We start from the raw sequence: 20511 nt of genomic DNA on the forward strand, positions 1-20511 counted from the left end.
TTGTTCTCTTGCTCAGTATTATTCGAGATTATTTATCACTGTGGTTGCTCAGAGCAACTATTGCCTCTGCAACCACTTTATCAGCATCAAGCTTGGCTGCTTGGCGTGATTTAATTGCCATCTCGAGCAATGAGGCTCTATCTAGCCCCTGAATTGTTTGTGTTAACTTGGCGACAGAAAGGTTCTGCTGCTCAATCATTTTTGCAGCGTCAGCGTCGACTAGGTAGTCTCCATTGAGCGCTTGTTGTCTATCTTTGTGCGGGTACGGAATAAAAATTGCGGCCAAACCCGCAGCTGAAACCTCAGAAACGGTCAACGCCCCAGAGCGACATACAATAAGATCAGCCCACTCGTATGCGGCCGCCACATCATCAATAAATTCGGTGACTTTTACTTGCTGAACGCCCGCTTGATTGTAGCGAGAGTCTACATCTTCAAAGTTATCTTTTCCCACTTGGTGCCAAACTGTATAACCACAGCCTAGATCTGCAATGGTTTGTGGCAATGTGTGATTCAAAATGCGAGCACCTTGACTGCCACCCATTACTAAAATTCGAATATCACCTTCTCTTGAAGCTAATCTTGTCTTTGGTGATTCAAGCGCTACCACATCAGTTCTAACCGGGTTACCAACGACTTCTGCATTCGGGAATGCACCTGGAAAAGCTTGGAACACCTTGCTTGCCACCTTTGCCAGCCAACCATTGGTTAGGCCAGCAACTGCATTTTGTTCATGCAAAACCAATGGTATACCGCACTGACGTGCAGCAATGCCACCAGGCCCGCTAACATAGCCACCCATTCCTAAAACCACATCAGGCTTATAACGTTTAATGTGTGCTTTGGCTTGGCCAATAGCACTAATAATCTGAAACGGTGCCTTGATTAACTTACCTAAGCCTTGCCCTCTCAATCCTTTAACCTTAATGAAATCAATCTCAATACCATGCTTTGGTACAAGGTCGGCTTCCATACGATCTGCAGTACCCAACCAGCGGATTTCCCATCCTTGTTGCTGCAGGTATTTCGCCACTGCAAGTCCCGGAAAAACGTGCCCGCCAGTACCACCAGCCATCACTAAGAGTCGCTTTTTATTATTCGTCATTATTGGGCTACGCCTTGTTTCACTTCATCTTGCTTCACGTCGTCTGGTTGTAACGACTCTTTATAATCTTGAACTCGATGCTCATGATCGATTCGAATTACGATAGCTACTGCGATGGACATTATGATAAGGCTCGAGCCACCATAGCTAATTAATGGCAGGGTCAAACCTTTGGTTGGCACCATACCCGCAGCTGCGCCAACGTTGACTACGGTCTGAAAGGCAAACCAGATACCAAAACCTAACGCGAGATAACCGCTAAACACATCACCTGCATCAAACGCTCGTTTACCTATAAATACCGTCTTAAACACTAGTGCAAAGATCAATAGCAGAATACCTGTCACACCAATAAAGCCTAACTCTTCCCCCATCACGGCAAATACGAAATCAGTATGTGCTTCCGGTAGATAGGCAAGCTTTTGAATTGAGTTCCCTAACCCTTGACCAAACCACTCGCCTCGGCCAAATGCCATCAATGATTGGGTTAATTGGTAGCCACTACCGAAAGGGTCTTCCCATGGATCTAAGAAGGAGGTCACACGCTTCATTCGGTATGGCTCGATTAAGATCAAAACACCGATGCCCATAATCCCTGCAAATACAAGCGCAAGAAACTGCCAAAGCTTGGCCCCCGCAATGAACAACATACCGAAGACCGTTACCAACATCACAACCACTGTACCTAAATCGGGTTGCCCAAGGAGTAAGACCGCCAACAAGGCAAAGACTACAAATGGCTTGAAGAAACCACTCTTAAAGCTCGCTCTTACTTCTTGCTGTTTACGATATAGATAGCTCGCCATAAAGATAAACAGTGCTAGCTTGGCCAGTTCAGCAGGCTGAAAGTTGATAGGACCAAGAGGGATCCAGCGTGACGCACCATTTACCGACTTGCCAGCAAACAGCACCAGCAATAGCAAAAACATACAAGTAAACAATAATTTAGAGCTATGCGTTAGCCAGTAATGTGTTGGTATGTGTATGACAACGCCCATCACACCTAATGCAAGGCACAAATAAAAGGCATGTCGAATCGCATAATGGAAAGGATAACCATAATGAGAGTAACTGACAGGTAGCGAAGCAGACGTCACCATCACCAACCCTATCAACATAAGAATTAGTGATAGCCACACTAGTTGCCTATCAAATAGCACTGGCAATGTTGGGTATTGCTGAGCGCCGTCTAGCGACTCTTCAGAGGAATCTTGCTCAGAGCTTAATGTGGGAGTCGATTCCTTTCCATGGAAACGAGAGAGCCAACGCATATTTCTCACTTTATCCTAATCTCTAGATTGATTTGCATCCTGCTACGCATAGCGGATGCTAAGCATCCTGCGTTTGAGCGAGTTGAGTAAACACATCTCCGCGCTGCATAAAATTGGCAAACTGGTCAAAACTGGCACAGGCTGGAGATAGCATCACCATATCACCTGTTTTAGCTTTGTGTCGAATGGCAGTGACCGCTTCTTGCATGCTATCAAAGTAAACACTGTTTTCAGATAATGAAATCAACTGTTTACCATCAGCACCAAAACAGCAAAGCTCAACATCTAGGGAGGCAAGAGCCGGTTTAAGTTCACTAAAATCAGCGCCTTTACCATCACCACCAACAAGTAAATACAAACGTCCAGCAATTTTTAGCCCTTTTAAAGCGGCTAATGTGCTGGCGACATTGGTCGCTTTAGAGTCATTGACCCAAATAATACCGTTTTCACGACTGACCACCTGACAGCGGTGTGTCAGGCCGGTGTAACATCTTAACGCATCGAGTGAAGATTCAATCTTGATACCCGCAGACTCCAGTAGTGCAATAGCAACAATTGCATTGAGCATATTGTGCTGACCGACTATAGAGAGATCATTCGCTGCTAGAAGACGCTGTGCATGGCTAGTTAACCATGTCTGACCTTGATATTCAGAAAGCTTATATTCACCAGTGGCAACACCAAACTCTATCAGTCCGTCGATATCCTCTGGATAGGTTGCCTTATCATCAGCGTTAACGATCTTAATCTCTGCATGTTCAAAAATACGTAACTTAGCTTTTCGATAGTCATGCATGCCCTCATATCTATCCATGTGGTCTTCGGATAGATTGAGAAACGCTGCTGCCCGCAGTTTTAGGCTAGAAGTTGTTTCAAGTTGGAAGCTTGATAATTCAAGTACATATAAGTCAGCATCGTTATTGAGCAATTCAAGTGCAGGTACGCCGATATTGCCACCAACCGCTGTTTTCACACCAGCTGCGTTAGCCATAACGCCCGTAAGATCAGTAACAGTACTTTTGCCATTAGAGCCAGTAATCGCTAACACAGGCTTATCCACTGCCCAAGCAAATAACTCAATATCGCCAACAACCGGTACACCTAAGCTCATAGCTTGAGTCAATTGTGGCGTAGCAAGTGCAATACCTGGACTTGCTACGATAAGATCCGTCTCATTGAGCCATTGTTGATTCCAGCCACCACTATGCAGTGAAACATCATCAGACAATTGCTCGGCACCGGGCGCCACAGGTCGAGTATCAATGACTCGAATGTTCAGTGGCGCGTCCAGTTGCTCAGAAATCTTTTGCAAATGCCTAACCACAGACAAACCAGTGATCCCAAGCCCTACGACAACGACATCACGAATACTTTGCCATTGAACCATGGATTAACGCACCTTCAGGGTAGCCAGACCAATCAGTACTAGCACGATAGAGATAATCCAAAAACGAACAATAACGCGAGGCTCAGGCCAGCCTTTTAATTCATAGTGATGGTGAATTGGCGCCATGCGAAACACTCGTTGCCCACGCAGTTTGTAAGAACCAACCTGAAGGATTACTGATAGGGTCTCCATTACAAAGACACCACCCATAATGACCAATACGAACTCTTGGCGTACCAAAACTGCGATTGTGCCCAAGGCACCACCTAGTGCAAGAGAGCCCACATCGCCCATAAATACTTGGGCTGGGTAGGTGTTAAACCACAAGAATCCAAGGCCTGCACCGACAATAGCGGTACAAAAGATCACTAGTTCACTGGTGTAGGGAATATAAGGAATATGCAGGTATTGCGCGAAATTGACGTTGCCCGTCGCATACGCAATAACAGCAAAACCTGCTGCAACTAAAATGGTTGGCATAATCGCTAGACCATCCAAGCCATCGGTTAGGTTTACCGCATTACTCGTACCAACAATAACAAAGTAAGTAAGAACAATATAAAGCAGACCTAATTGAGGCATGATGTCTTTGAAAAATGGCACAACTAACTGAGTGGCAGCGGTATCTTTACCATGGGCATAAAGCGCAAAAGCAACAACAATGGCGATAGCTGACTGCCAGAAATATTTCCAACGAGCTATCAAGCCATCCGTATTTTTGCGAACCACCTTACGGTAATCATCCACAAAACCTACCGCTCCATAGCCAAGTAATACTGCAAGCACGGCCCATACGTAGGGGTTAGAAAGATTCGCCCACAGCAATACCGTAATTGTAATAGCGGCGAGAATCATCACACCGCCCATGGTAGGTGTACCATGCTTGCTTAGGTGTGACTCAGGGCCGTCATGACGTACTACCTGACCGATTTGCAATAGTTGCAAGCGTCGGATCAGCTTAGGTCCCATCCATAGGGATAGACTTAATGCAGTTATAATGCTGAGTATCGAACGAAAAGAAAGATAATCAAAAAGACGAAAGAACGAAAAGTAAGGCTGTAGTAAATCCGCTAGCCAGATAATCATTTAAGCTTCTCCTTCAAAGCAGCGGCAATCTTGCTCATCTGCGCACTATTTGCGCCCTTAACGAGCAAAGTATGTTGAGTGTGTGGTTGAGTAGAGAGTTGCTGTTCAATAAAAGCCATTAGACTTTGATGATCATCAAAATGACGTCCATGAGTAACATCACTAATTATCTTAGTGTCATCCCCATAAGTCAGCACGTGCTCAAACCCAAATTTTGCTGCATATTCACCGACTTGCCGATGAAGTTCAAGACTTTCTTTACCTAATTCAGCCATAAATCCCAAGATCAGCCAACGGCTTCCTTCGAACGTGCCAAGCAAGTCAGCCGCAGCCTTCATCGCAGGTACGCTAGCATTATAACTATCATCAATAAGACGGATTTTGTCAGTCAGTTGTTCTACTGCAACTCTGCCTTTAACTTGAGCAACAGATTCGAGCCCACGAACCACTGTTGGCAGTTCTGTTCCCATATTCAAGGCAATCGCTGCTGCCGCGACAGCATTCGCCACATTGTGACGTCCAACTACCCCAAGTTTCACTTCAGCCATACCAAATGGAGTATGCAAATGAAAACTCGCTAACCCATTGCTATCTATAGATATATTGCCAGCATAATACTCTGCCAGCGAGTTATCTAAAGAGAAGGTTTGTACTCGCTTATTTTCAAGCAAGGTTTGCCAGAACTCTCCGCCTTGGCTCTCTAAGTTATACAAAGCAAGGCCACCGTCATCTAAGGTAGAAAATATCTCTCCCTTGGCTCGCATAACACCCTGCATCGAGCCAAACCCCTCAAGATGAGCTGCCGCGACATTATTCACTAAAGCAATATCAGGCTGAACTAAGTTCACTGTATATTCAATTTCGTGCTCATGGTTTGCACCAAGTTCAATCACAGAAAAATCGTGCTGCTTTGTGGCGCGTAGTAAAGTAAGTGGAGCCCCGATATCGTTGTTGAAGTTACCAGCAGTAGCTAAAACCTGACCTCTTAAAGATAAAATAGAGGCAAGCATCTCTTTGACTGTAGTTTTGCCACAGCTTCCGGTAATCGCTACTTTGGGCATATCGGTTTTAGCAAAATTCCAAGCACCTATTTTTCCCAAGGCCAACTTACTATCTTCGACAATAAGTTGTGGAACAGACAATGGAAGTTCTTTCTCTACCAATAAAGCAACAGCGCCCTGCTCTACCGCTTGCTTGCAAAAATCATGAGCATCAAAGCGCTCTCCAACCAAAGCCACAAACAACCCGTTGCTGCCAATGTTACGACTATCAGTGGAAACTGACTCAATCAGTAAATTACTTCCAAGCAAATGTCCATCTATCGCGGTGGCTATATCCGATAATTGAGTGCTTATCATTAAACTAGCTCCAACAAGGTCATTGCCGACTCACGATCAGAGTAATGAATAGTGTCATCTCCTAAGATTTGATAATCCTCATGCCCTTTACCGGCAAGTAAAATGATGTCTTTAGGTGTTGCCTGTTCAATAGCATAGGACAAGGCTTTGAATCTATCATGTTCAACAGTCACAGATTGTTGATTTGAAACGCCTTTTAACATGTCTTGGATGATAATAGCTGGATCCTCACTACGCGGATTGTCGTCAGCAAAGATAATGCGGTCGGCAAACCGTTCACCAACCTGTGCCATCATTGGTCGCTTGCCACTGTCTCTATCGCCACCACAACCAAAGATTGCCCACAGCTGACCTTCACAATGTACTCGCAAGGCGCACAGTGCTTTTTCCAATGCATCTGGAGTATGAGCATAGTCCACCACTACTTTAGCTTTGTCAGCCGTTTGAAAGAGTTCCATACGACCAATGACAGGCTCCAGCTGTGTTGCTGCCTCTTGTAAGGTTCTGATATTAAAACCTAAACTAAGAAGAGTGGTAAAGGCCAGTAGTAGGTTACTTGCATTAAACTCACCAATGAGCGGAGCCTTTAGCACTCCAGTACCCCAACTACTATCAAAGTTAATCTCTATACCCTGCTCGGAGTAACGGATATTGCTCGCGTACATATACTGCTTAGCTTGAGGCTTTTCTAGTAAAGATACGGCTATCGCATCAGGTAATAGTTCTAACCACTCCTGACCTACAGAATCATCGGCATTGATTATCTTGTGTTTGCATGAATGCTCGGTAAATAAACTCAATTTTGCCTTCGCGTATTCGGCCATGCTTCCATGATAATCAAGGTGATCTCGGCTGAGGTTGGTAAACACAGCAGCCACAAATTTTAACGCTTTAATACGATGCTGAACTAAGCCATGGGAAGAAGTTTCTAGAGCAGTAATATCAGCGCCCAGTTCACTCAATTGTGAGAGTGTTTTGCACACTTCAATTGCGCTACCTGTGGTATTTTTTGCCTCTGTAAGAGAAGAGAGAAAGCCGTTACCTGTCGTGCCCATAACCGCAGCTTGCCTGCCTACGCTATCTAGCCACTGAGCGATAATTTGTGTAATCGTCGTTTTGCCATTTGTACCAGTAACAGCAATAAGATCCATATTATCAAAATGATATAGACGGCTCGCTATCGCAGATAGATTGAGATTCAGGCTGTCCAGATACAACACCGGGGTATCATCCATCCAAACACTACTGCCATGAGGGTAATCTTCATTACTTTCAGCAATCACTAAAGTTGCTCCGGCTTTTACCGCATTTGAAATAAAGCGCCTACCGTCAACGGTATGCCCTTTAATGGCTATAAAGGTTGAGCCCGGTTGAATTTGCCTGCTATCTAGCTCTAAATCTGACACCGAGATCTTAGCCAGTTTGTCACTGAGGTTATTCAGCCAAGGCTGAACTAGATGCTGTAATGTGCATTGAACATTCATACTATTTCTTAACTTTTATTAGCATCGGGCGGCACATTCAAAATCTGCAGTGCTCCCTTCAAAACTTCGGAAAAAACAGGGGCAGCTACTGAGCCACCGTAATAATCATCACCTTGTGGTTCATTCACCACCACAACTAAAGCGACTCGAGGATTACTGATCGGTGCTACGCCCGCAGTAATCGTCACATACTCATCACTGTACCCACCTGCCTTAGCTTTGCGAGATGTTCCCGTTTTAGCGCCAACACGATAACCAGGTACTGCTGCTCGAGTTGCAGTGCCTCCTTTTTGAGTAACGGATTCAAGCATCTCAAGCACTTCACGGGCATTCTCTGGGTTAGCAACCTGTTTAGCATCTAGATTTTTAGTATCTTTAATAATGTGTAAAGGTTTGAAGCTACCATAACTGCCTAATGTCGCATACGCATGCGCCAACTGCAGTGGAGTTACTGATAAGCCGTAGCCAAATGAGAGAGTCGCAATTTCAAATTGTGACCAGCGGCGTCGGTTAGGAAACAAACCTGTTGTCTCACCCACCAGATTAATTCCAGAAGTAGAACCAAAGCCAACCGATTGATACATACCCAACAAAGAATCTAAAGGCATACCTAAAGCCAATGTCGCAACACCAATATTACTCGACTTCTGCAAGATCGTTTTCAGGCCAGCTTTACCAACCTTCGAGCTGTCTCGAACTCGACTTCCACCAATACGCATAATTCCATTGCCAGTATCAATTACTGTATCAAGATCTGCGGTACCATTATCTAATGCTGCTAATACAACAAATGGTTTTACAGAAGATCCTGGTTCTAAAGAATCTGTAATGGCTCGGTTTCGCATACGAAAAGACTGTAATTGATCACGAGTGTTAGGGTTATAAGATGGAGAGTTGACCATAGCCAGTATTCCACCTGTTTTTACATCTAATAGCACCACACTGCCAGAGGTTGCTCTATGATCCGCGACAGCTTGTTTAATTGCGCGATAGGCTATAGCTTGCAAGCGTTGATCTATGGTGAGTTGCAATGGATTACCCTGCTTACTCTCCGTCATAGAAATATTTTCTACTACTCTACCGTCGCGATCTTTACGAACCTTACGCGAGCCGGCTTGACCAGATAAATATTCGTCATAGCTTCGCTCTACCCCCTCTAAGCCATGGCTATCAATTCCTGTAACCCCAACAACATGAGCACTAATTTCCCCTGTGGGATAGTAGCGGCGAGATTCGTCTCGCAGACCAATGCCTTTTAGCTTCAATTCTCTAATGTATTTCGCCATTGCAGGGCTGACTTGACGTTGCAGATAGATAAAACGACGGTTCTTGTTTTTCTCTATTCGCTCGATTAAAGCATCTCTATCAAGCTGCAGCACGTCAGCAAGAGCATGCCAGCGTGCCACGTCTTGCAAGGCATCACCCTTAGTAAAGATATTTCGAGGATCGGCATAAACTGCTTCTACAGGGACACTAACTGCTATCTGTTCGCCATTGCGATCTGAAATGATCCCACGTGCAGAAGGCATAGCTTTGACTCTAACCGAACGCATATCACCACGCTCAATTAATGTATCAGGTTCAATAACTTGGATATACGCAACTCTAGCGAGTAATGCACCAAGCAGCAGTAAGATAAAGGCTAGTACGGTCTGATAACGCCACTTAATAATGCTGGTGTCACCAGGAACGACTTTGCTTACTTCTACCTTTTTTGGAGTGCGTTTTTTGGCTATCTTGACGGGTTTCTTTTTAGTCGGTTTCATTACAGTTTAACTATGACTTCCTTATCAGAGTCTGGTCGCTTCATTTCGAGTTCTGAGGTTGCCATTTTCTGAACACGGCTGTGTTCGGAAAGAGCATTCTCTTCAAGAATAAGATTGCGCCACTCATCATCCAGTTGCTCACGCTCTTCTAATGCGACATCTTTTTGTGAAATAGCTTGTCGCGTCATATGCGTGGTAAGCACTACGGTTATTGCGCTAAAAAAGAGAATAATCAACAAAAAAAGTGGTACACGACCTACTGTAAACAGGTCGCGAATAATAATTTTCCCTAATAATGGCACTTCAGTTTGAATCAACTTCCCTGATTCATTCATAGTTTTTCGGCAATCCTTAACACTGAGCTTCTTGCTCTAATATTGATATCTAATTCTGAAACTGATGGCTTAATTGCCTTACTGACCGTTTTCATTGCAGCACTGCCAAGCGCTCGAATCTGCTCTTCAGTCATAGGGATGCCATGAGGTACTTGCGGACCGCGACTTTCCTTACGTATGAACTGCTTCACCATTCTATCTTCCAATGAGTGAAAGCTAATCACAGACAAACGTCCCTCTGGAGCTAGAATGTTCTTTGCACCATTAAGTGCTGTGGCAATCTCATCTAACTCACTATTGATGTAGATACGAAATGCTTGAAATGAACGAGTCGCAGGGTGCTTTTTCTCTTTAAAGCTTTTTGGAGCCGCATCTGAGATAAGCTTTGCTAATTGACCGGTACGAAGAAGAGGTTCGTTCTCTTCATTTTCACGATATGCAACGATAGCCTTAGCAATTCGCCATGCATGCTTATCTTCACCAAACTCACGAATCACCCAAGTAATATCTTCAACATCGGCATCTTGTAACCACTGCGATACCGGGATCCCTGACGTTGGGTCCATACGCATATCGAGCGGACCATCTTTCATAAAGCTGAAACCGCGCTCTGCATCATCCAACTGAGGAGAAGAAACACCGAGATCAAGCAGCACACCATCAACGCTACCAACAAGATCTCGCTCTTGTGCGTAGCCTTCCATACCAGAAAATGGACCATGAATGATCGTAAATCTAGGGTCATCAATCTTCGCGGCTTCAGCAATGGCTTGCGGATCTCTGTCGATACTAAACAGTCGACCATTCTCGCCAAGTTTAGACAAAATAACTCGGCTGTGACCACCACGGCCAAAAGTCCCATCGATATAAGTACCATCTGGTTTGATGTTTAGACCATCAACAGATTCGTCGAGTAAAACGGAGACGTGTTTAAAGGATTCGCTCATTACAAAAGCTCGATTTAAATTAGATAACTATTAGCTTAGTGTACTGAAATAGTCTGGTTTAGTCAGCGTTAGTGAGTAAAATCACTAAATAATTACTTAAACAGTGCAAGGGGTTGCATCTTTGATGTTTTCCATTCGAAAAGAAAGACCTCTAGAAACTGAGCTAAAGGCCAATTTAGTCGATTTTAGATAGCAAAAAGCCCCGCCAAGGCGGGGCTTTTTTAATAGGTGGAGCTTACCTATAAGCCGGGTTCTGTATCCGCTTGCGCGGTGATAGCCATTCGTCTAGGCCAGCAATCGCTCACTGGCTCAAGCAACCTACCCGCTCCCTTACGCGAGCAACGCAATGTGAGAGCCTATTTGGTCTTGCTTCGGGTGGAGTTTACCTTGCTACGAACTGTTGCCAGCCGCACGGTGCGCTCTTACCGCACCCTTTCACCCTTACCTGTACCCGAAGGTCATCGGCGGTCTTCTCTCTGCTGCACTTGTCGTGGGCTTGCGCCCCCCAGGCGTTACCTGGCACCCTGCTCTATGAAGCCCGGACTTTCCTCCCCTCCGTCAGTCTCCCTAAGGACATCAACGAAGCAGCGACTATCTGGTTAGCTCCGGAGCGGATTGTACTGACAAAGATCACAGATGTCTAATCAAATAAGGGCTTAACCATCTATCTGCTACTCTATGTGCTCAAGTCCCCACTTATAAAGTGCGTTCTTTTTAAGGCTATAGATCTCTGCAGTTAAAGCAGCCGCTTTCTTCAAAGGCAATTCTTTGGTCAAAATCGTTAGAGTCCGACGCGCTTCCTCTGGCAATTCATCACTGCTTTCTTCACGATAACCGTGAACCAGCAATACCATCTCGCCTCGAATACGATTGGCATCTTCTTCAAGCCATGGAATCAGCTCACCTAAAGGCATACCTTGAATTGTTTCAAACGTTTTAGTGAGCTCGCGCGCCAACACTACTTGGCGATCTGGCCCTAACACCTGCAACATGTCAGCTAGAGAATCCATGATTCGGTGTGGCGATTCATAGAAAATACAGGTACGTTCGACCTTAGATAACTCAAGAAAGCGATCTTTTCTTCCTTTACTCTTTGGAGGTAAGAAACCTTCAAAGCTAAAACGATCCGACGGTAAGCCTGCCGCGCTTAGAGCAGTAATTACCGCGCAAGCCCCAGGTAAGGGAACCACACGAACTCCAGCTTGACGACACTGATTAACCAAATGATAACCAGGGTCGCTGATTAGAGGGGTTCCAGCATCAGAAACTAATGCAATTGATTGACCTTCTTGGAGTTTTCCCACTAGAACTTGAGCTTTTTGTTGCTCATTGTGGTCATGCAAGGCAAAGGTGCGTGTTCCCACATTTAAGTGTGAAAGCAGTCGTCCCGTGTGACGCGTATCTTCCGCTGCAATCAGGTCTACACCGTTCAAAACCTCGATAGCACGCTGCGTAATATCGCCTAAATTCCCTATTGGAGTAGGGACGATATAGAGGGTCGCTGTCGAAGAATCAAAAGAATTGTTATCTGTCATTTGTTTACCGTCACTTGAGGGATTAATATAGAGGTAATTAATCCACAATTATTAAAGAACTCATGGCGCAAAAAAATCGATCTGGATACAGTGTATCACGCATTCTTACTCCCATTGCATTGTCTGTACTTCTTGCGGCTTGTTCAAGTCCCTCTTCTGATCCAGAAGCTGCGCAACAATCCAATATTCTCAATCAACCCACTCAAACTTCAGAATATTACCTGATCAAGGCAGATTCCTCTGACGGTTCCGAACAAATTGATTGGTTGATCTTATCTTTGAAAGCCGCGGTTGAAGAAGATAACGCAAATCTGGCTAATCGCATTATCCAGCGTCTGGCACAACAAAATATGTCCGAGACGCAACAAGCTGAATGGCAATTGGCTAGAGCTCAACTGCTTCTCAATGAAGAACAGCCAACTGATGCCTTGAAGCAACTTAATTTCCGTAATGAATGGCGATTAGAACGTACACAATGGCAACGTTACTACGAGCTACGCTCTGAGATCTATCAAGATCTATACCAGCCGCTAGATGCGGCAAGAGAGCAAGTACTTCGCGCTGACTTTCTATCGGAAGAGCAACAACAAGAGAACGTTGACCAAATCTGGGCATTAATGAACAGCGTAACCGTCGACGAACTTAAAGCAATGCAAATTGCTGAAAATGAGCATGAGTTGAAGGGATGGCAAGAATTGGCTATCGACAATCAATCATACAGCCATAATCTTCCTAAGCTGCAAAAATCACTGCAAGCATGGATTGACGAGAACTTTAGTCATCCTGCAGCGCTCTATACACCGCAGGAAATAAAAGACATTCTTGCTTTAGAGATCGTCCAACCAAACAAGACTGCGCTAGTTCTACCTCTTAGTGGCAAGTTTGCCAAGCAAGCTGAAGTTATCAGAGATGGCTTTGTTTTTGCTATGATGAGTGATGAAGCTCGACTTCCAGAGGCAGAGTACGTTGTTATTGATAGCAACAAAAACGACACTGCTCAGATTCAACAACAACTTGAACAACAGAATGTCGACTTTGTCGTGGGTCCTTTAATGCGTAACACAATTGAAGAACTGCAAGATATTCAACAAGACAGCGACAATCCAATTCCTATGCTTGCTCTTAACTTCCCGAAAGAGATTTTGGAAGGCTCAGACTTCTGCTATGTAACACTCTCTCCAGAGCAAGAAGCTGCTGAAGCGGCAAGACACCTTGCGGACACTGGCGCTAAATATCCATTGATCATTGCCCCACGAGGAAGCTATGGTCAGCGTATGGCTGATGCGTTCAATGACGAGTGGAACAAAAACAGCGAAACCAAGAGTGCAGTCTCATATTTCCGATCTAAAAACCAACTGCAGTTTGCTATAAATACTGTTTTTGGGCTGCAAGATAGCCAAAAGCGCATCGCGCAGATGGACAAGCTAATAGGTATGGAAATGGAGTCGGAACAACGTTCTCGCAGGGATATTGATGCCGTATACATCATTGCAGGCGACTCTGAACTTAACCTTATTAAGCCGTTTATTAATGTCGCAATCAATCCTGAAGCAACACCACCTAAGCTATACGCAAACTCTCGTAGCAATACAGGTGTGAAGCGTGCATCTCAAGATTTGTCTGGTGTTATCTACAGTGATATCCCAATGTTAGTGGAGCCAAATGAAGAGTTAGACAACCAGATGCAAAGCGTCTGGGAGAAATCCAGCAATCAACAAAAACGCTTACGTGCGCTGGGTATGGACGCTTACAGCCTCATCAATGCTTTGCCAAACATGAAAGTAAGTCCTGGGCATTCACTCCAAGGGCAAACTGGGGTGCTCAGTATCGATGAGCAATGTGTAGTGCAGCGCCAGCTTAGCTGGGCAGAGTATGAGTCTTCTAAGTAGACTTGCCATAGGGCACAAATATGAGGCCAAAGCACAGCGATATCTCGCCACGCAAGGCCTCGTATTTTTAGAAAAGAACTTTCGCGCAAAATGTGGTGAAATTGACCTCATAATGCGCGATCAACGAGAGATTGTTTTTGTTGAGGTGAAATACCGAAAACAGCATCACTATGGTAGTGGAGCAGAAGCGGTGACCAGATCTAAGCAATCAAAACTCAAGAAAACCGCTTTGTTGTGGTTGAGTAAGAACAACCTCTCCCCTGATCACACCTATTTTCGATTCGATGTTGTGGCTTTGAGCTGTGAGCCTAGCCAAATCGAATGGATAAAAAACGCAATTGTCGAAGGATAGAAATGCACGATAGCATAAAAGCCAGTTTTACCGAGAGTATACAGATTCAAATCGCAGCCGCTGAAGAGTTGCCTGATGCCATTACCCATGCCGCTCAGGCAATGGTAAGCACGCTATTAAATGGCAAAAAGATTCTTTGCTGTGGTAATGGCGGTTCAAGCGCAAACTCGCAACAATTCGTTTCTTGCCTGTTAAACCGTTTTGAGACTGAACGCCCTAGCCTACCAGCAATGACGCTAACCTCAGATATAGCCACATTAACAGCGGTCGCTAACGATTATCACTACCAAGAAGTATTTTCGAAGCAAGTTAGAGCGATTGGCCAGCAAGGTGATATTTTACTGGCTATCTCAACTAGCGGGAATAGTAAAAACATCACCAAAGCGATGGAAGCTGCGGTAACAAGAGACATGACCATCATTGCTCTAACGGGCAAGGATGGAGGTGAGATGGCAGGTCTTTTAGGCGAACATGATGTGGAAATTCGAATCCCATCCAATCGCACAGCACGTATCCATGAAGTTCATATGCTGACTTTACACTGCTTATGTGACCTTATTGATCAGGTACTATTCCCAGAACACGTTGAATAAAATTTGCTACTAGTGAGGATTTAGATCCATGTTGTACACTCGTAAACTCTCCTTATATGTCACGATAGTACTATCGTGTCTTCTGCTCTCTGGCTGCGCCGGTATGTTTGTTAACGATTCGTCCGATATCGTGACCGATGATCGCTCGACACGAGAGATCTGGAGTGACAATAATATAGAGTTTGAAGCAGCCGCCTTAGGTAATAAGCCGCCATTCTCTGGTAAGGTGCGAGTAGCCGCTAGCTCCTTTAGAGGCAAAGTCGTCTTAATTGGTCAAGCACCGACAGAAGAACTCAGCGCGCAAGTCGAAGAGCATGTTAAAAAGATCGCTGGCGTGAAAAAAGTTTACAATCAACTACGAATACAGCCGATTGTTAATGTTTCTCAGATGAGCCGTGATAGCTGGATCACTGCTAAGGTTAAATCTGCTCTAGTTAGAGAAAATGAACTAAAAGGCGTATCGATTAAAGTAGTCACCGAGAACAGTGAGGTTTTCCTTTTTGGTTACGTCACACCTGAAAGTGCCGATGTAGCAACCAATACCGCTCGCAACGTCAGTGGTGTAAAACTAGTTATTCGTGGATTTGAAATTGCAGACCTTGCAACCATAGAAGCTAAAACAGCCCCAGCACCAACCAGCGATGCTAAAGCACCTGTAGCAGAAGCTCCTGTCGTTGAGGCAAGCGTAGAAGATGTAGCACTTGAACAGTCGCCGCTAGCAGACAGCCTAACCGATGAGAGTGATATCATGGAAGGTGATGTGGTTGTTGATCATTCAGGAGATATCGTTGAAGAGTCTATTGAAAATTAGCGCTGAACTTAACAAATAAAAGAGGAGCCCAAGGGCTCCTCTTTTCATTTTCTTTGGTGTTATTTCACCACGCGAAGACTAGGGCGACCTTTAGGTCTTGGCGGTTCGTCATCAGGGTCTGGAGAGGTATCTTCTTCAGCTTCAACAACATCTTCAACCGCGGTTAAAGCTTCTGCTGGAGCTAGATGATTCTCTTCTTCCATCTCTAAGTTATCATCATAAGCCTCTTCAGGCTCAAACATTGTTCCTGCGCCATTTTCGCGAGCATAGATAGCCTGCACAGCGTAAATAGGAACGATAACTGAGTGAGGACGACCACCGAAACGAGCATGAAACGTTAATGCTTCATTGCCAATCTCAAGGTTGCCTACAGCACGAGGAGCAACATTCAAGATGATTTGTCCATCTTGTACATACTCTTCCGGCACGCGTACTCCTGGCATAGTAGCATCAACTACTAAATGAGGAGTCAGTTCATTCTCCGCCAACCAATCATAAAATGCACGAAGCAGATATGGTCGACGAGGGGTCATTGCAGAAATATCCATTAACGAACTAGACGCATCTCACGTTCAGCTTCAGTCAAAGAAGCTAGGAATGAATCACGCTCAAATACACGGTTCATGTAAATCTTAAGCTCTTTTGAACCAGGACCTGTAAGCTCGATACCGAACGTTGGCAAGCGCCAAAGTAGTGGTGCAAGGTAACAATCAATCAAGCTAAAGTCTTCACTCATGAAGTACTCGCTTTCCGCAAATAGTGGACCAAGCATTAGTAGGTCATTGCGTAGTTTTTGACGTGCTTTCTCTTGCTCTTCACCTGTTGTAGAGATGATCTTCTCTGCAACGCTGTACCAGTTACGCTGAATGCGGTACATCATTAGACGGTTCTTACCACGATCTACTGGGTATACAGGCATTAGCGGCGGATGCGGGAAACGCTCGTCTAGGTATTCCATAATGATCTTTGAATCGTACAGTGTCAGTTCACGATCAACGAGAGTTGGAACAGATTTGTATGGGTTCAATTCTGCAAGTTCAGCAGGTAGGTTCGCCTCGTCAACTAGCTCAACTTCGACGGCTACGCCTTTCTCAGCCAAAACGATACGTACCTGATGGCTAGCCATATCAGTAGCACTTGAGAATAGAGTCATCACAGAACGTTTATTGGCAGCTACAGCCATGAGCCCTCCGGTATAGTAATTTTAAATAGAAGAATGGAGGCAACACGCCTCCATTACAGAAATCAGCACGATATGATATCACAATCAGTGAATGTCACGCCAATACTCTTTATATAGAAGATAGCCAACACCAGTGAAAATCACTAGAAATAACAGTACCCAAATACCCATGCTTTCACGCTCTACCTGAACTGGGTCACCCGCATATTCTAGGAAGTTCACAAGGTCGCGTACTGCATCATCATATTCACTTTGACTTAGCTCACCCGTACCGTCAGCTTTAACACCAACAACCACTTGCTGCTCTTGACCGCCAACCATGTGCGTTTCAACAACAGGTTGAGGCACACCTTGAAGCTCTTGCAGTACATGAGGCATACCCACACTAGGGAAGATCACGTTGTTCACACCAAATGGACGGCTTGGATCTTCATAGAAAGAACGCAAGTAAGTGTACAGCCAATCTACACCGCGTACTCGAGCCGTTAGCGTTAGATCAGGTGGTGCAACACCAAACCATCTAGCCGCATCCTCTGCTGGCATATTGTTAACCATCAATTCACCGACCGCAGCCTCTGAATCAAACATTAGATTTTCACGCATCAGATCCAATGGAATATCTAGATCGGTAGCAACACGCTCATAACGTTGGTATTGAGTAGAGTGACAAGCAAAGCAGTAGTTCATAAACGTCTGTGCACCACGCTGCAAAGACGCTTTGTCACGAATATCATTGTTTGCTTTATCCAGAGCGAAGTTACCGCCGGCAGCGAATCCAAGAGCAGGCACTAGCGCAAATAACAATACGAATAACTTTTTCATTATTTGGTGATCCTTGTCGGTAGTGTCTTAGTCTTTTCGTTCTTACTGTAGATAAACAGCACTACAAAGAACATGAAGTAACCCAGACTGAACAAACGAGATAGGTTCGTGTACAACTCAGTAGCAGGAAGCGTACCCAGCACACCTAGACCAATGAATGAAATCGTAAACTGAATCAAGTTGATCAAGTGGATCTTACTTCTGTAACGGAAAGAACGCACATTACAACGGTCAATCCATGGCAGTAAGAACAACACGACAATAGAGCCACCAAAGAAGATAAAGCCAATCAGCTTGTCAGGAATCGCACGCAAGATGGCATAGTTCGGAGAGAAGTACCAAACCGGCGCGATATGCTCAGGCGTTTTCAGTGGGTTAGCAACTTCAAAGTTAGGCGGCTCAAGGAAGAAGCCTCCCATCGCTGGCGCATAAAACAACACGTAGCTAAAGAACAATAAGAATATACCAACATAAAACAGATCTTTTACAGTCCCGTATGGATGGAACGGCATTGAATCGATAATGTCGTATTTCTTGCTGTAGTCTTCATGGAACTTGAATTCTGGCTCGTAGTCATCACCCATAGTGCCTTTTGGTAGCTTAGTATCAATACCATCAGGGTTATTAGAGCCGACTTCATGCAGAGCCAAAATATGCAAAGCAACAAGTAGCAAGAGTACGATTGGTAGAGCGATAACGTGCAGGGCGAAGAAACGGTTCAGAGTAGCACCTGAGATAACGTAATCGCCACGAATCCATAGTGTTAGGTCATCACCAATAACAGGGATAGCACCAAACAAGCCGATAATTACCTGTGCACCCCAATAAGACATTTGTCCCCAAGGTAGCATGTAACCCATGAAGGCCTCAGCCATCAGAACCACAAACAACAACATACCAAATAACCACACGAGTTCACGTGGTTTTTGGTATGAACCGTAGATGAGGCCGCGGTACATATGCAGATAAACAACAATAAAGAAGAACGATGCGCCGGTAGAGTGCATATAACGAAGAAGCCAACCGTACTCCACATCACGCATGATGTATTCAACAGAAGCAAATGCCCCTTCTGCTGACGGTACATAGTTCATAGTTAGCCAAATGCCAGTAACGATTTGGTTGACCAAAACCAGCATTGCTAGCGCACCAAAGATATACCAAAAATTTGAGTTCTTTGGCTGTGGATACTCCGACATGTGCTTACGGTAGGTATTCATAGCCGGGATGCGTTTTTCAATCCAGCCGAGTAAAGCCTCCATTACGCCTCTCCTTGGTCTTCGCCGATTAAAATTAGGTTATCATCCAGATACATATGTGGCGGTACGGCTAGGTTGTAAGGTGCAGGAACACCCTGAAATACGCGTCCAGCCATATCAAATTTTGAGCCATGACATGGGCAGAAGAATCCCGACTTCACTCCGCTAACTTGCTCACCAAAACTGTTCGGCAGATACGTTGGAGAACAACCTAAGTGAGTACATAGGCCTACTGCAATAAAGATTTCAGGCTTTAAGGAACGATAAGGATTTTGTGCGTAAGACGGTTGTTGTTCCTCAACTGAATCTGGGTCTCGCAGTTGGTCAGCTAGTTGCCCAAGCTCATCCAGAGTACCTTGCCCACGTTTTACAACCCAAACAGGTTGACCACGCCAGATTACACGGGCCATCTGCCCCTCTTCTAGCTTACTAATATCGAATTCAACTGGAGCGCCAGCTGATTTAGCTCTAGCACTTGGATTCCAAGATTTGATAAAAGGTACAGCGACAGCTGCTGCTCCTAATCCCCCAACCACTGCTGTAGTGGCGGTTAGAAACTTGCGACGTCCATTATTTAGTGGCGCATTGCTCATCCAACATTCTCCCATTTGCTCCTTTGGATAGAATTACTCCTTCAACAGAGCACGGCTTAAAAATTCAAACTTTGATTCTATTTTTATGAGGGAAATGATAAAGAAAACGCTACTTTAAGACAAGATAAAGCTACTTTTTTACAACATATCTGAAGCAAATCAGAGCATAGGTCACAAAAGAGGTGAAAGTGAAACATTCACTACGGAAGATACTAAGTAGAAAGGAGTTTTTGAAGAGATAAAAAAACAAAAAGCCCGGTATAAAACCGAGCTTTTTTGACACAATCCCAACCAAAAAGGCTGGAGCATTGCTCTTTCTGAAAAGAAAGATTAACGCTTTGAGAACTGTGGTTTACGACGTGCTTTACGTAGACCAACTTTCTTACGTTCAACTTGACGTGCGTCACGTGTAACGTATCCAGCTGCGCGTAGAGCAGGGCGTAGAGTTTCATCGAACTCCATAAGAGCGCGAGTGATGCCGTGGCGGATAGCGCCAGCTTGACCAGAAATACCACCGCCAGAAACAGTGATGTATAGGTCTAGCTTGTCTAACATTTCAACTAGCTCAAGTGGTTGACGAACAACCATACGAGAAGTTTCACGACCAAAGTAAACATCAAGGCTACGCTTGTTGATTACGATGTTACCAGCACCCGGTTTGATGAAAACACGAGCAGCTGAGCTCTTGCGGCGACCAGTGCCGTAGTATTGATTCTCTGCCATTTCCAAATTCCC

The 20511-nt window shown here is 44.8% G+C and carries 20 protein-coding genes and 1 other RNA gene; 4 read left to right on the forward strand and 17 right to left on the reverse strand.

Translation table 11 applies throughout. The features are described 5' to 3' along the window. Positions 1–28: 28 nt before the first annotated feature. From murG to rsmI, 11 genes are all read right to left on the reverse strand, one after another. A complete protein-coding gene (gene murG / locus OCU48_RS11205; protein WP_141344947.1) occupies positions 29–1105 on the reverse strand; it encodes an undecaprenyldiphospho-muramoylpentapeptide beta-N-acetylglucosaminyltransferase in 1077 nt (358 codons plus the stop codon). Next, positions 1105–2376 (reverse strand): cell division protein FtsW, encoded by a 1272-nt coding sequence (gene ftsW / locus OCU48_RS11210; protein ID WP_141344946.1) that lies wholly within the window; start codon positions 2374–2376, stop codon positions 1105–1107. Before ftsW ends, murG begins: the two co-directional genes overlap by 1 nt. Before the next feature lie 58 nt (positions 2377–2434). Beyond that, entirely contained in the window at positions 2435–3763 is a 1329-nt protein-coding gene (gene murD / locus OCU48_RS11215) for a UDP-N-acetylmuramoyl-L-alanine--D-glutamate ligase (protein ID WP_141344945.1), read from the reverse strand. A gap of 3 nt (positions 3764–3766) precedes the next feature. Continuing rightward, the gene (mraY, locus tag OCU48_RS11220; protein WP_141344944.1) at positions 3767–4849 is read right to left on the reverse strand and encodes a phospho-N-acetylmuramoyl-pentapeptide-transferase; all 1083 of its coding nucleotides are present in this window, start codon (positions 4847–4849) and stop codon (positions 3767–3769) included. Beyond that, on the reverse strand, positions 4846–6207 hold the full coding sequence (locus tag OCU48_RS11225) for a UDP-N-acetylmuramoyl-tripeptide--D-alanyl-D-alanine ligase (protein WP_141344943.1): 1362 nt from the start codon (positions 6205–6207) through the stop codon (positions 4846–4848). Before OCU48_RS11225 ends, mraY begins: the two co-directional genes overlap by 4 nt. Continuing rightward, positions 6207–7691: a UDP-N-acetylmuramoyl-L-alanyl-D-glutamate--2,6-diaminopimelate ligase gene (gene murE, locus OCU48_RS11230; RefSeq protein WP_141344942.1), complete on the reverse strand. Its 1485-nt coding sequence runs from the start codon at positions 7689–7691 to the stop codon at positions 6207–6209. Before murE ends, OCU48_RS11225 begins: the two co-directional genes overlap by 1 nt. A gap of 8 nt (positions 7692–7699) precedes the next feature. After that, positions 7700–9457 carry a penicillin-binding transpeptidase domain-containing protein gene (locus OCU48_RS11235; protein ID WP_141344941.1) on the reverse strand — a complete coding sequence of 586 codons (1758 nt, stop codon included), beginning with the start codon at positions 9455–9457 and terminating at the stop codon, positions 7700–7702. Continuing rightward, entirely contained in the window at positions 9457–9792 is a 336-nt protein-coding gene (ftsL, locus tag OCU48_RS11240; RefSeq protein ID WP_141344940.1) for a cell division protein FtsL, read from the reverse strand. Before ftsL ends, OCU48_RS11235 begins: the two co-directional genes overlap by 1 nt. Then, the gene (rsmH, locus tag OCU48_RS11245) at positions 9789–10739 is read right to left on the reverse strand and encodes a 16S rRNA (cytosine(1402)-N(4))-methyltransferase RsmH (protein ID WP_141344939.1); all 951 of its coding nucleotides are present in this window, start codon (positions 10737–10739) and stop codon (positions 9789–9791) included. Before rsmH ends, ftsL begins: the two co-directional genes overlap by 4 nt. 226 nt (positions 10740–10965) lie before the next feature. Beyond that, positions 10966–11346: RNase P RNA component class A (rnpB, locus tag OCU48_RS11250), an RNA gene on the reverse strand. Between the two features lie 64 nt (positions 11347–11410). Continuing rightward, positions 11411–12274 carry a 16S rRNA (cytidine(1402)-2'-O)-methyltransferase gene (gene rsmI / locus OCU48_RS11255; protein ID WP_141344938.1) on the reverse strand — a complete coding sequence of 288 codons (864 nt, stop codon included), beginning with the start codon at positions 12272–12274 and terminating at the stop codon, positions 11411–11413. A gap of 62 nt (positions 12275–12336) precedes the next feature. Between rsmI and OCU48_RS11260 the strand changes: the two genes are divergently transcribed. From OCU48_RS11260 to OCU48_RS11275, 4 genes are read left to right on the forward strand one after another with little or no spacing between them, the layout of a single operon-like run. Then, on the forward strand, positions 12337–14163 hold the full coding sequence (locus OCU48_RS11260) for a penicillin-binding protein activator (protein WP_141344937.1): 1827 nt from the start codon (positions 12337–12339) through the stop codon (positions 14161–14163). Beyond that, positions 14147–14515 carry a YraN family protein gene (locus OCU48_RS11265; RefSeq protein WP_141344936.1) on the forward strand — a complete coding sequence of 123 codons (369 nt, stop codon included), beginning with the start codon at positions 14147–14149 and terminating at the stop codon, positions 14513–14515. The genes OCU48_RS11260 and OCU48_RS11265 overlap by 17 nt, the downstream gene beginning before the upstream one ends. A 2-nt stretch (positions 14516–14517) precedes the next feature. Further along, positions 14518–15108 (forward strand): phosphoheptose isomerase, encoded by a 591-nt coding sequence (locus OCU48_RS11270; protein WP_141344935.1) that lies wholly within the window; start codon positions 14518–14520, stop codon positions 15106–15108. Between the two features lie 28 nt (positions 15109–15136). Then, positions 15137–15919 carry a BON domain-containing protein gene (locus OCU48_RS11275; RefSeq protein ID WP_141344934.1) on the forward strand — a complete coding sequence of 261 codons (783 nt, stop codon included), beginning with the start codon at positions 15137–15139 and terminating at the stop codon, positions 15917–15919. Positions 15920–15978: 59 nt separating this feature from the next. On the opposite strand, the gene sspB is transcribed toward OCU48_RS11275, so the two are convergent. The 6 genes from sspB to rpsI all read right to left on the reverse strand — a co-directional run bounded on the left by sspB (position 15979) and on the right by rpsI (position 20499). Next, positions 15979–16467, reverse strand: a complete 489-nt coding sequence (sspB, locus tag OCU48_RS11280) for a ClpXP protease specificity-enhancing factor (RefSeq protein ID WP_208727110.1) — start codon at positions 16465–16467, stop codon at positions 15979–15981. After that, the gene (gene sspA, locus OCU48_RS11285; protein ID WP_141270780.1) at positions 16467–17102 is read right to left on the reverse strand and encodes a stringent starvation protein SspA; all 636 of its coding nucleotides are present in this window, start codon (positions 17100–17102) and stop codon (positions 16467–16469) included. Before sspA ends, sspB begins: the two co-directional genes overlap by 1 nt. Positions 17103–17186: 84 nt before the next feature. Further along, a complete protein-coding gene (locus OCU48_RS11290) occupies positions 17187–17924 on the reverse strand; it encodes a cytochrome c1 (RefSeq protein ID WP_141344932.1) in 738 nt (245 codons plus the stop codon). Continuing rightward, positions 17924–19186 (reverse strand): cytochrome b, encoded by a 1263-nt coding sequence (locus OCU48_RS11295; RefSeq protein WP_141344931.1) that lies wholly within the window; start codon positions 19184–19186, stop codon positions 17924–17926. The genes OCU48_RS11290 and OCU48_RS11295 overlap by 1 nt, the downstream gene beginning before the upstream one ends. Continuing rightward, a complete protein-coding gene (petA, locus tag OCU48_RS11300) occupies positions 19186–19776 on the reverse strand; it encodes a ubiquinol-cytochrome c reductase iron-sulfur subunit (RefSeq protein WP_017026826.1) in 591 nt (196 codons plus the stop codon). The genes OCU48_RS11295 and petA overlap by 1 nt, the downstream gene beginning before the upstream one ends. Positions 19777–20106: 330 nt before the next feature. Next, entirely contained in the window at positions 20107–20499 is a 393-nt protein-coding gene (gene rpsI / locus OCU48_RS11305) for a 30S ribosomal protein S9 (RefSeq protein ID WP_141344930.1), read from the reverse strand. Positions 20500–20511: the final 12 nt, after the last annotated feature.

Source organism: Vibrio inusitatus (assembly GCA_024346935.1).
GTDB lineage: Bacteria > Pseudomonadota > Gammaproteobacteria > Enterobacterales > Vibrionaceae > Vibrio > Vibrio inusitatus.

Bases quoted from the DNA above. Each gene is read 5' to 3' on its own strand.
- murG (WP_141344947.1), bottom strand. From the start codon at position 1,105: ATGACGAATAATAAAAAGCGACTCTTAGTGATGGCTGGTGGTACTGGC.
- ftsW (WP_141344946.1), bottom strand. From the start codon at position 2,376: ATGCGTTGGCTCTCTCGTTTCCATGGAAAGGAATCGACTCCCACATTA.
- murD (WP_141344945.1), bottom strand. From the start codon at position 3,763: ATGGTTCAATGGCAAAGTATTCGTGATGTCGTTGTCGTAGGGCTTGGG.
- mraY (WP_141344944.1), bottom strand. From the start codon at position 4,849: ATGATTATCTGGCTAGCGGATTTACTACAGCCTTACTTTTCGTTCTTT.
- OCU48_RS11225 (WP_141344943.1), bottom strand. From the start codon at position 6,207: ATGATAAGCACTCAATTATCGGATATAGCCACCGCGATAGATGGACAT.
- murE (WP_141344942.1), bottom strand. From the start codon at position 7,691: ATGAATGTTCAATGCACATTACAGCATCTAGTTCAGCCTTGGCTGAAT.
- OCU48_RS11235 (WP_141344941.1), bottom strand. From the start codon at position 9,457: ATGAAACCGACTAAAAAGAAACCCGTCAAGATAGCCAAAAAACGCACT.
- ftsL (WP_141344940.1), bottom strand. From the start codon at position 9,792: ATGAATGAATCAGGGAAGTTGATTCAAACTGAAGTGCCATTATTAGGG.
- rsmH (WP_141344939.1), bottom strand. From the start codon at position 10,739: ATGAGCGAATCCTTTAAACACGTCTCCGTTTTACTCGACGAATCTGTT.
- rsmI (WP_141344938.1), bottom strand. From the start codon at position 12,274: ATGACAGATAACAATTCTTTTGATTCTTCGACAGCGACCCTCTATATC.
- OCU48_RS11260 (WP_141344937.1), top strand. From the start codon at position 12,337: ATGGCGCAAAAAAATCGATCTGGATACAGTGTATCACGCATTCTTACT.
- OCU48_RS11265 (WP_141344936.1), top strand. From the start codon at position 14,147: ATGAGTCTTCTAAGTAGACTTGCCATAGGGCACAAATATGAGGCCAAA.
- OCU48_RS11270 (WP_141344935.1), top strand. From the start codon at position 14,518: ATGCACGATAGCATAAAAGCCAGTTTTACCGAGAGTATACAGATTCAA.
- OCU48_RS11275 (WP_141344934.1), top strand. From the start codon at position 15,137: ATGTTGTACACTCGTAAACTCTCCTTATATGTCACGATAGTACTATCG.
- sspB (WP_208727110.1), bottom strand. From the start codon at position 16,467: ATGGATATTTCTGCAATGACCCCTCGTCGACCATATCTGCTTCGTGCA.
- sspA (WP_141270780.1), bottom strand. From the start codon at position 17,102: ATGGCTGTAGCTGCCAATAAACGTTCTGTGATGACTCTATTCTCAAGT.
- OCU48_RS11290 (WP_141344932.1), bottom strand. From the start codon at position 17,924: ATGAAAAAGTTATTCGTATTGTTATTTGCGCTAGTGCCTGCTCTTGGA.
- OCU48_RS11295 (WP_141344931.1), bottom strand. From the start codon at position 19,186: ATGGAGGCTTTACTCGGCTGGATTGAAAAACGCATCCCGGCTATGAAT.
- petA (WP_017026826.1), bottom strand. From the start codon at position 19,776: ATGAGCAATGCGCCACTAAATAATGGACGTCGCAAGTTTCTAACCGCC.
- rpsI (WP_141344930.1), bottom strand. From the start codon at position 20,499: ATGGCAGAGAATCAATACTACGGCACTGGTCGCCGCAAGAGCTCAGCT.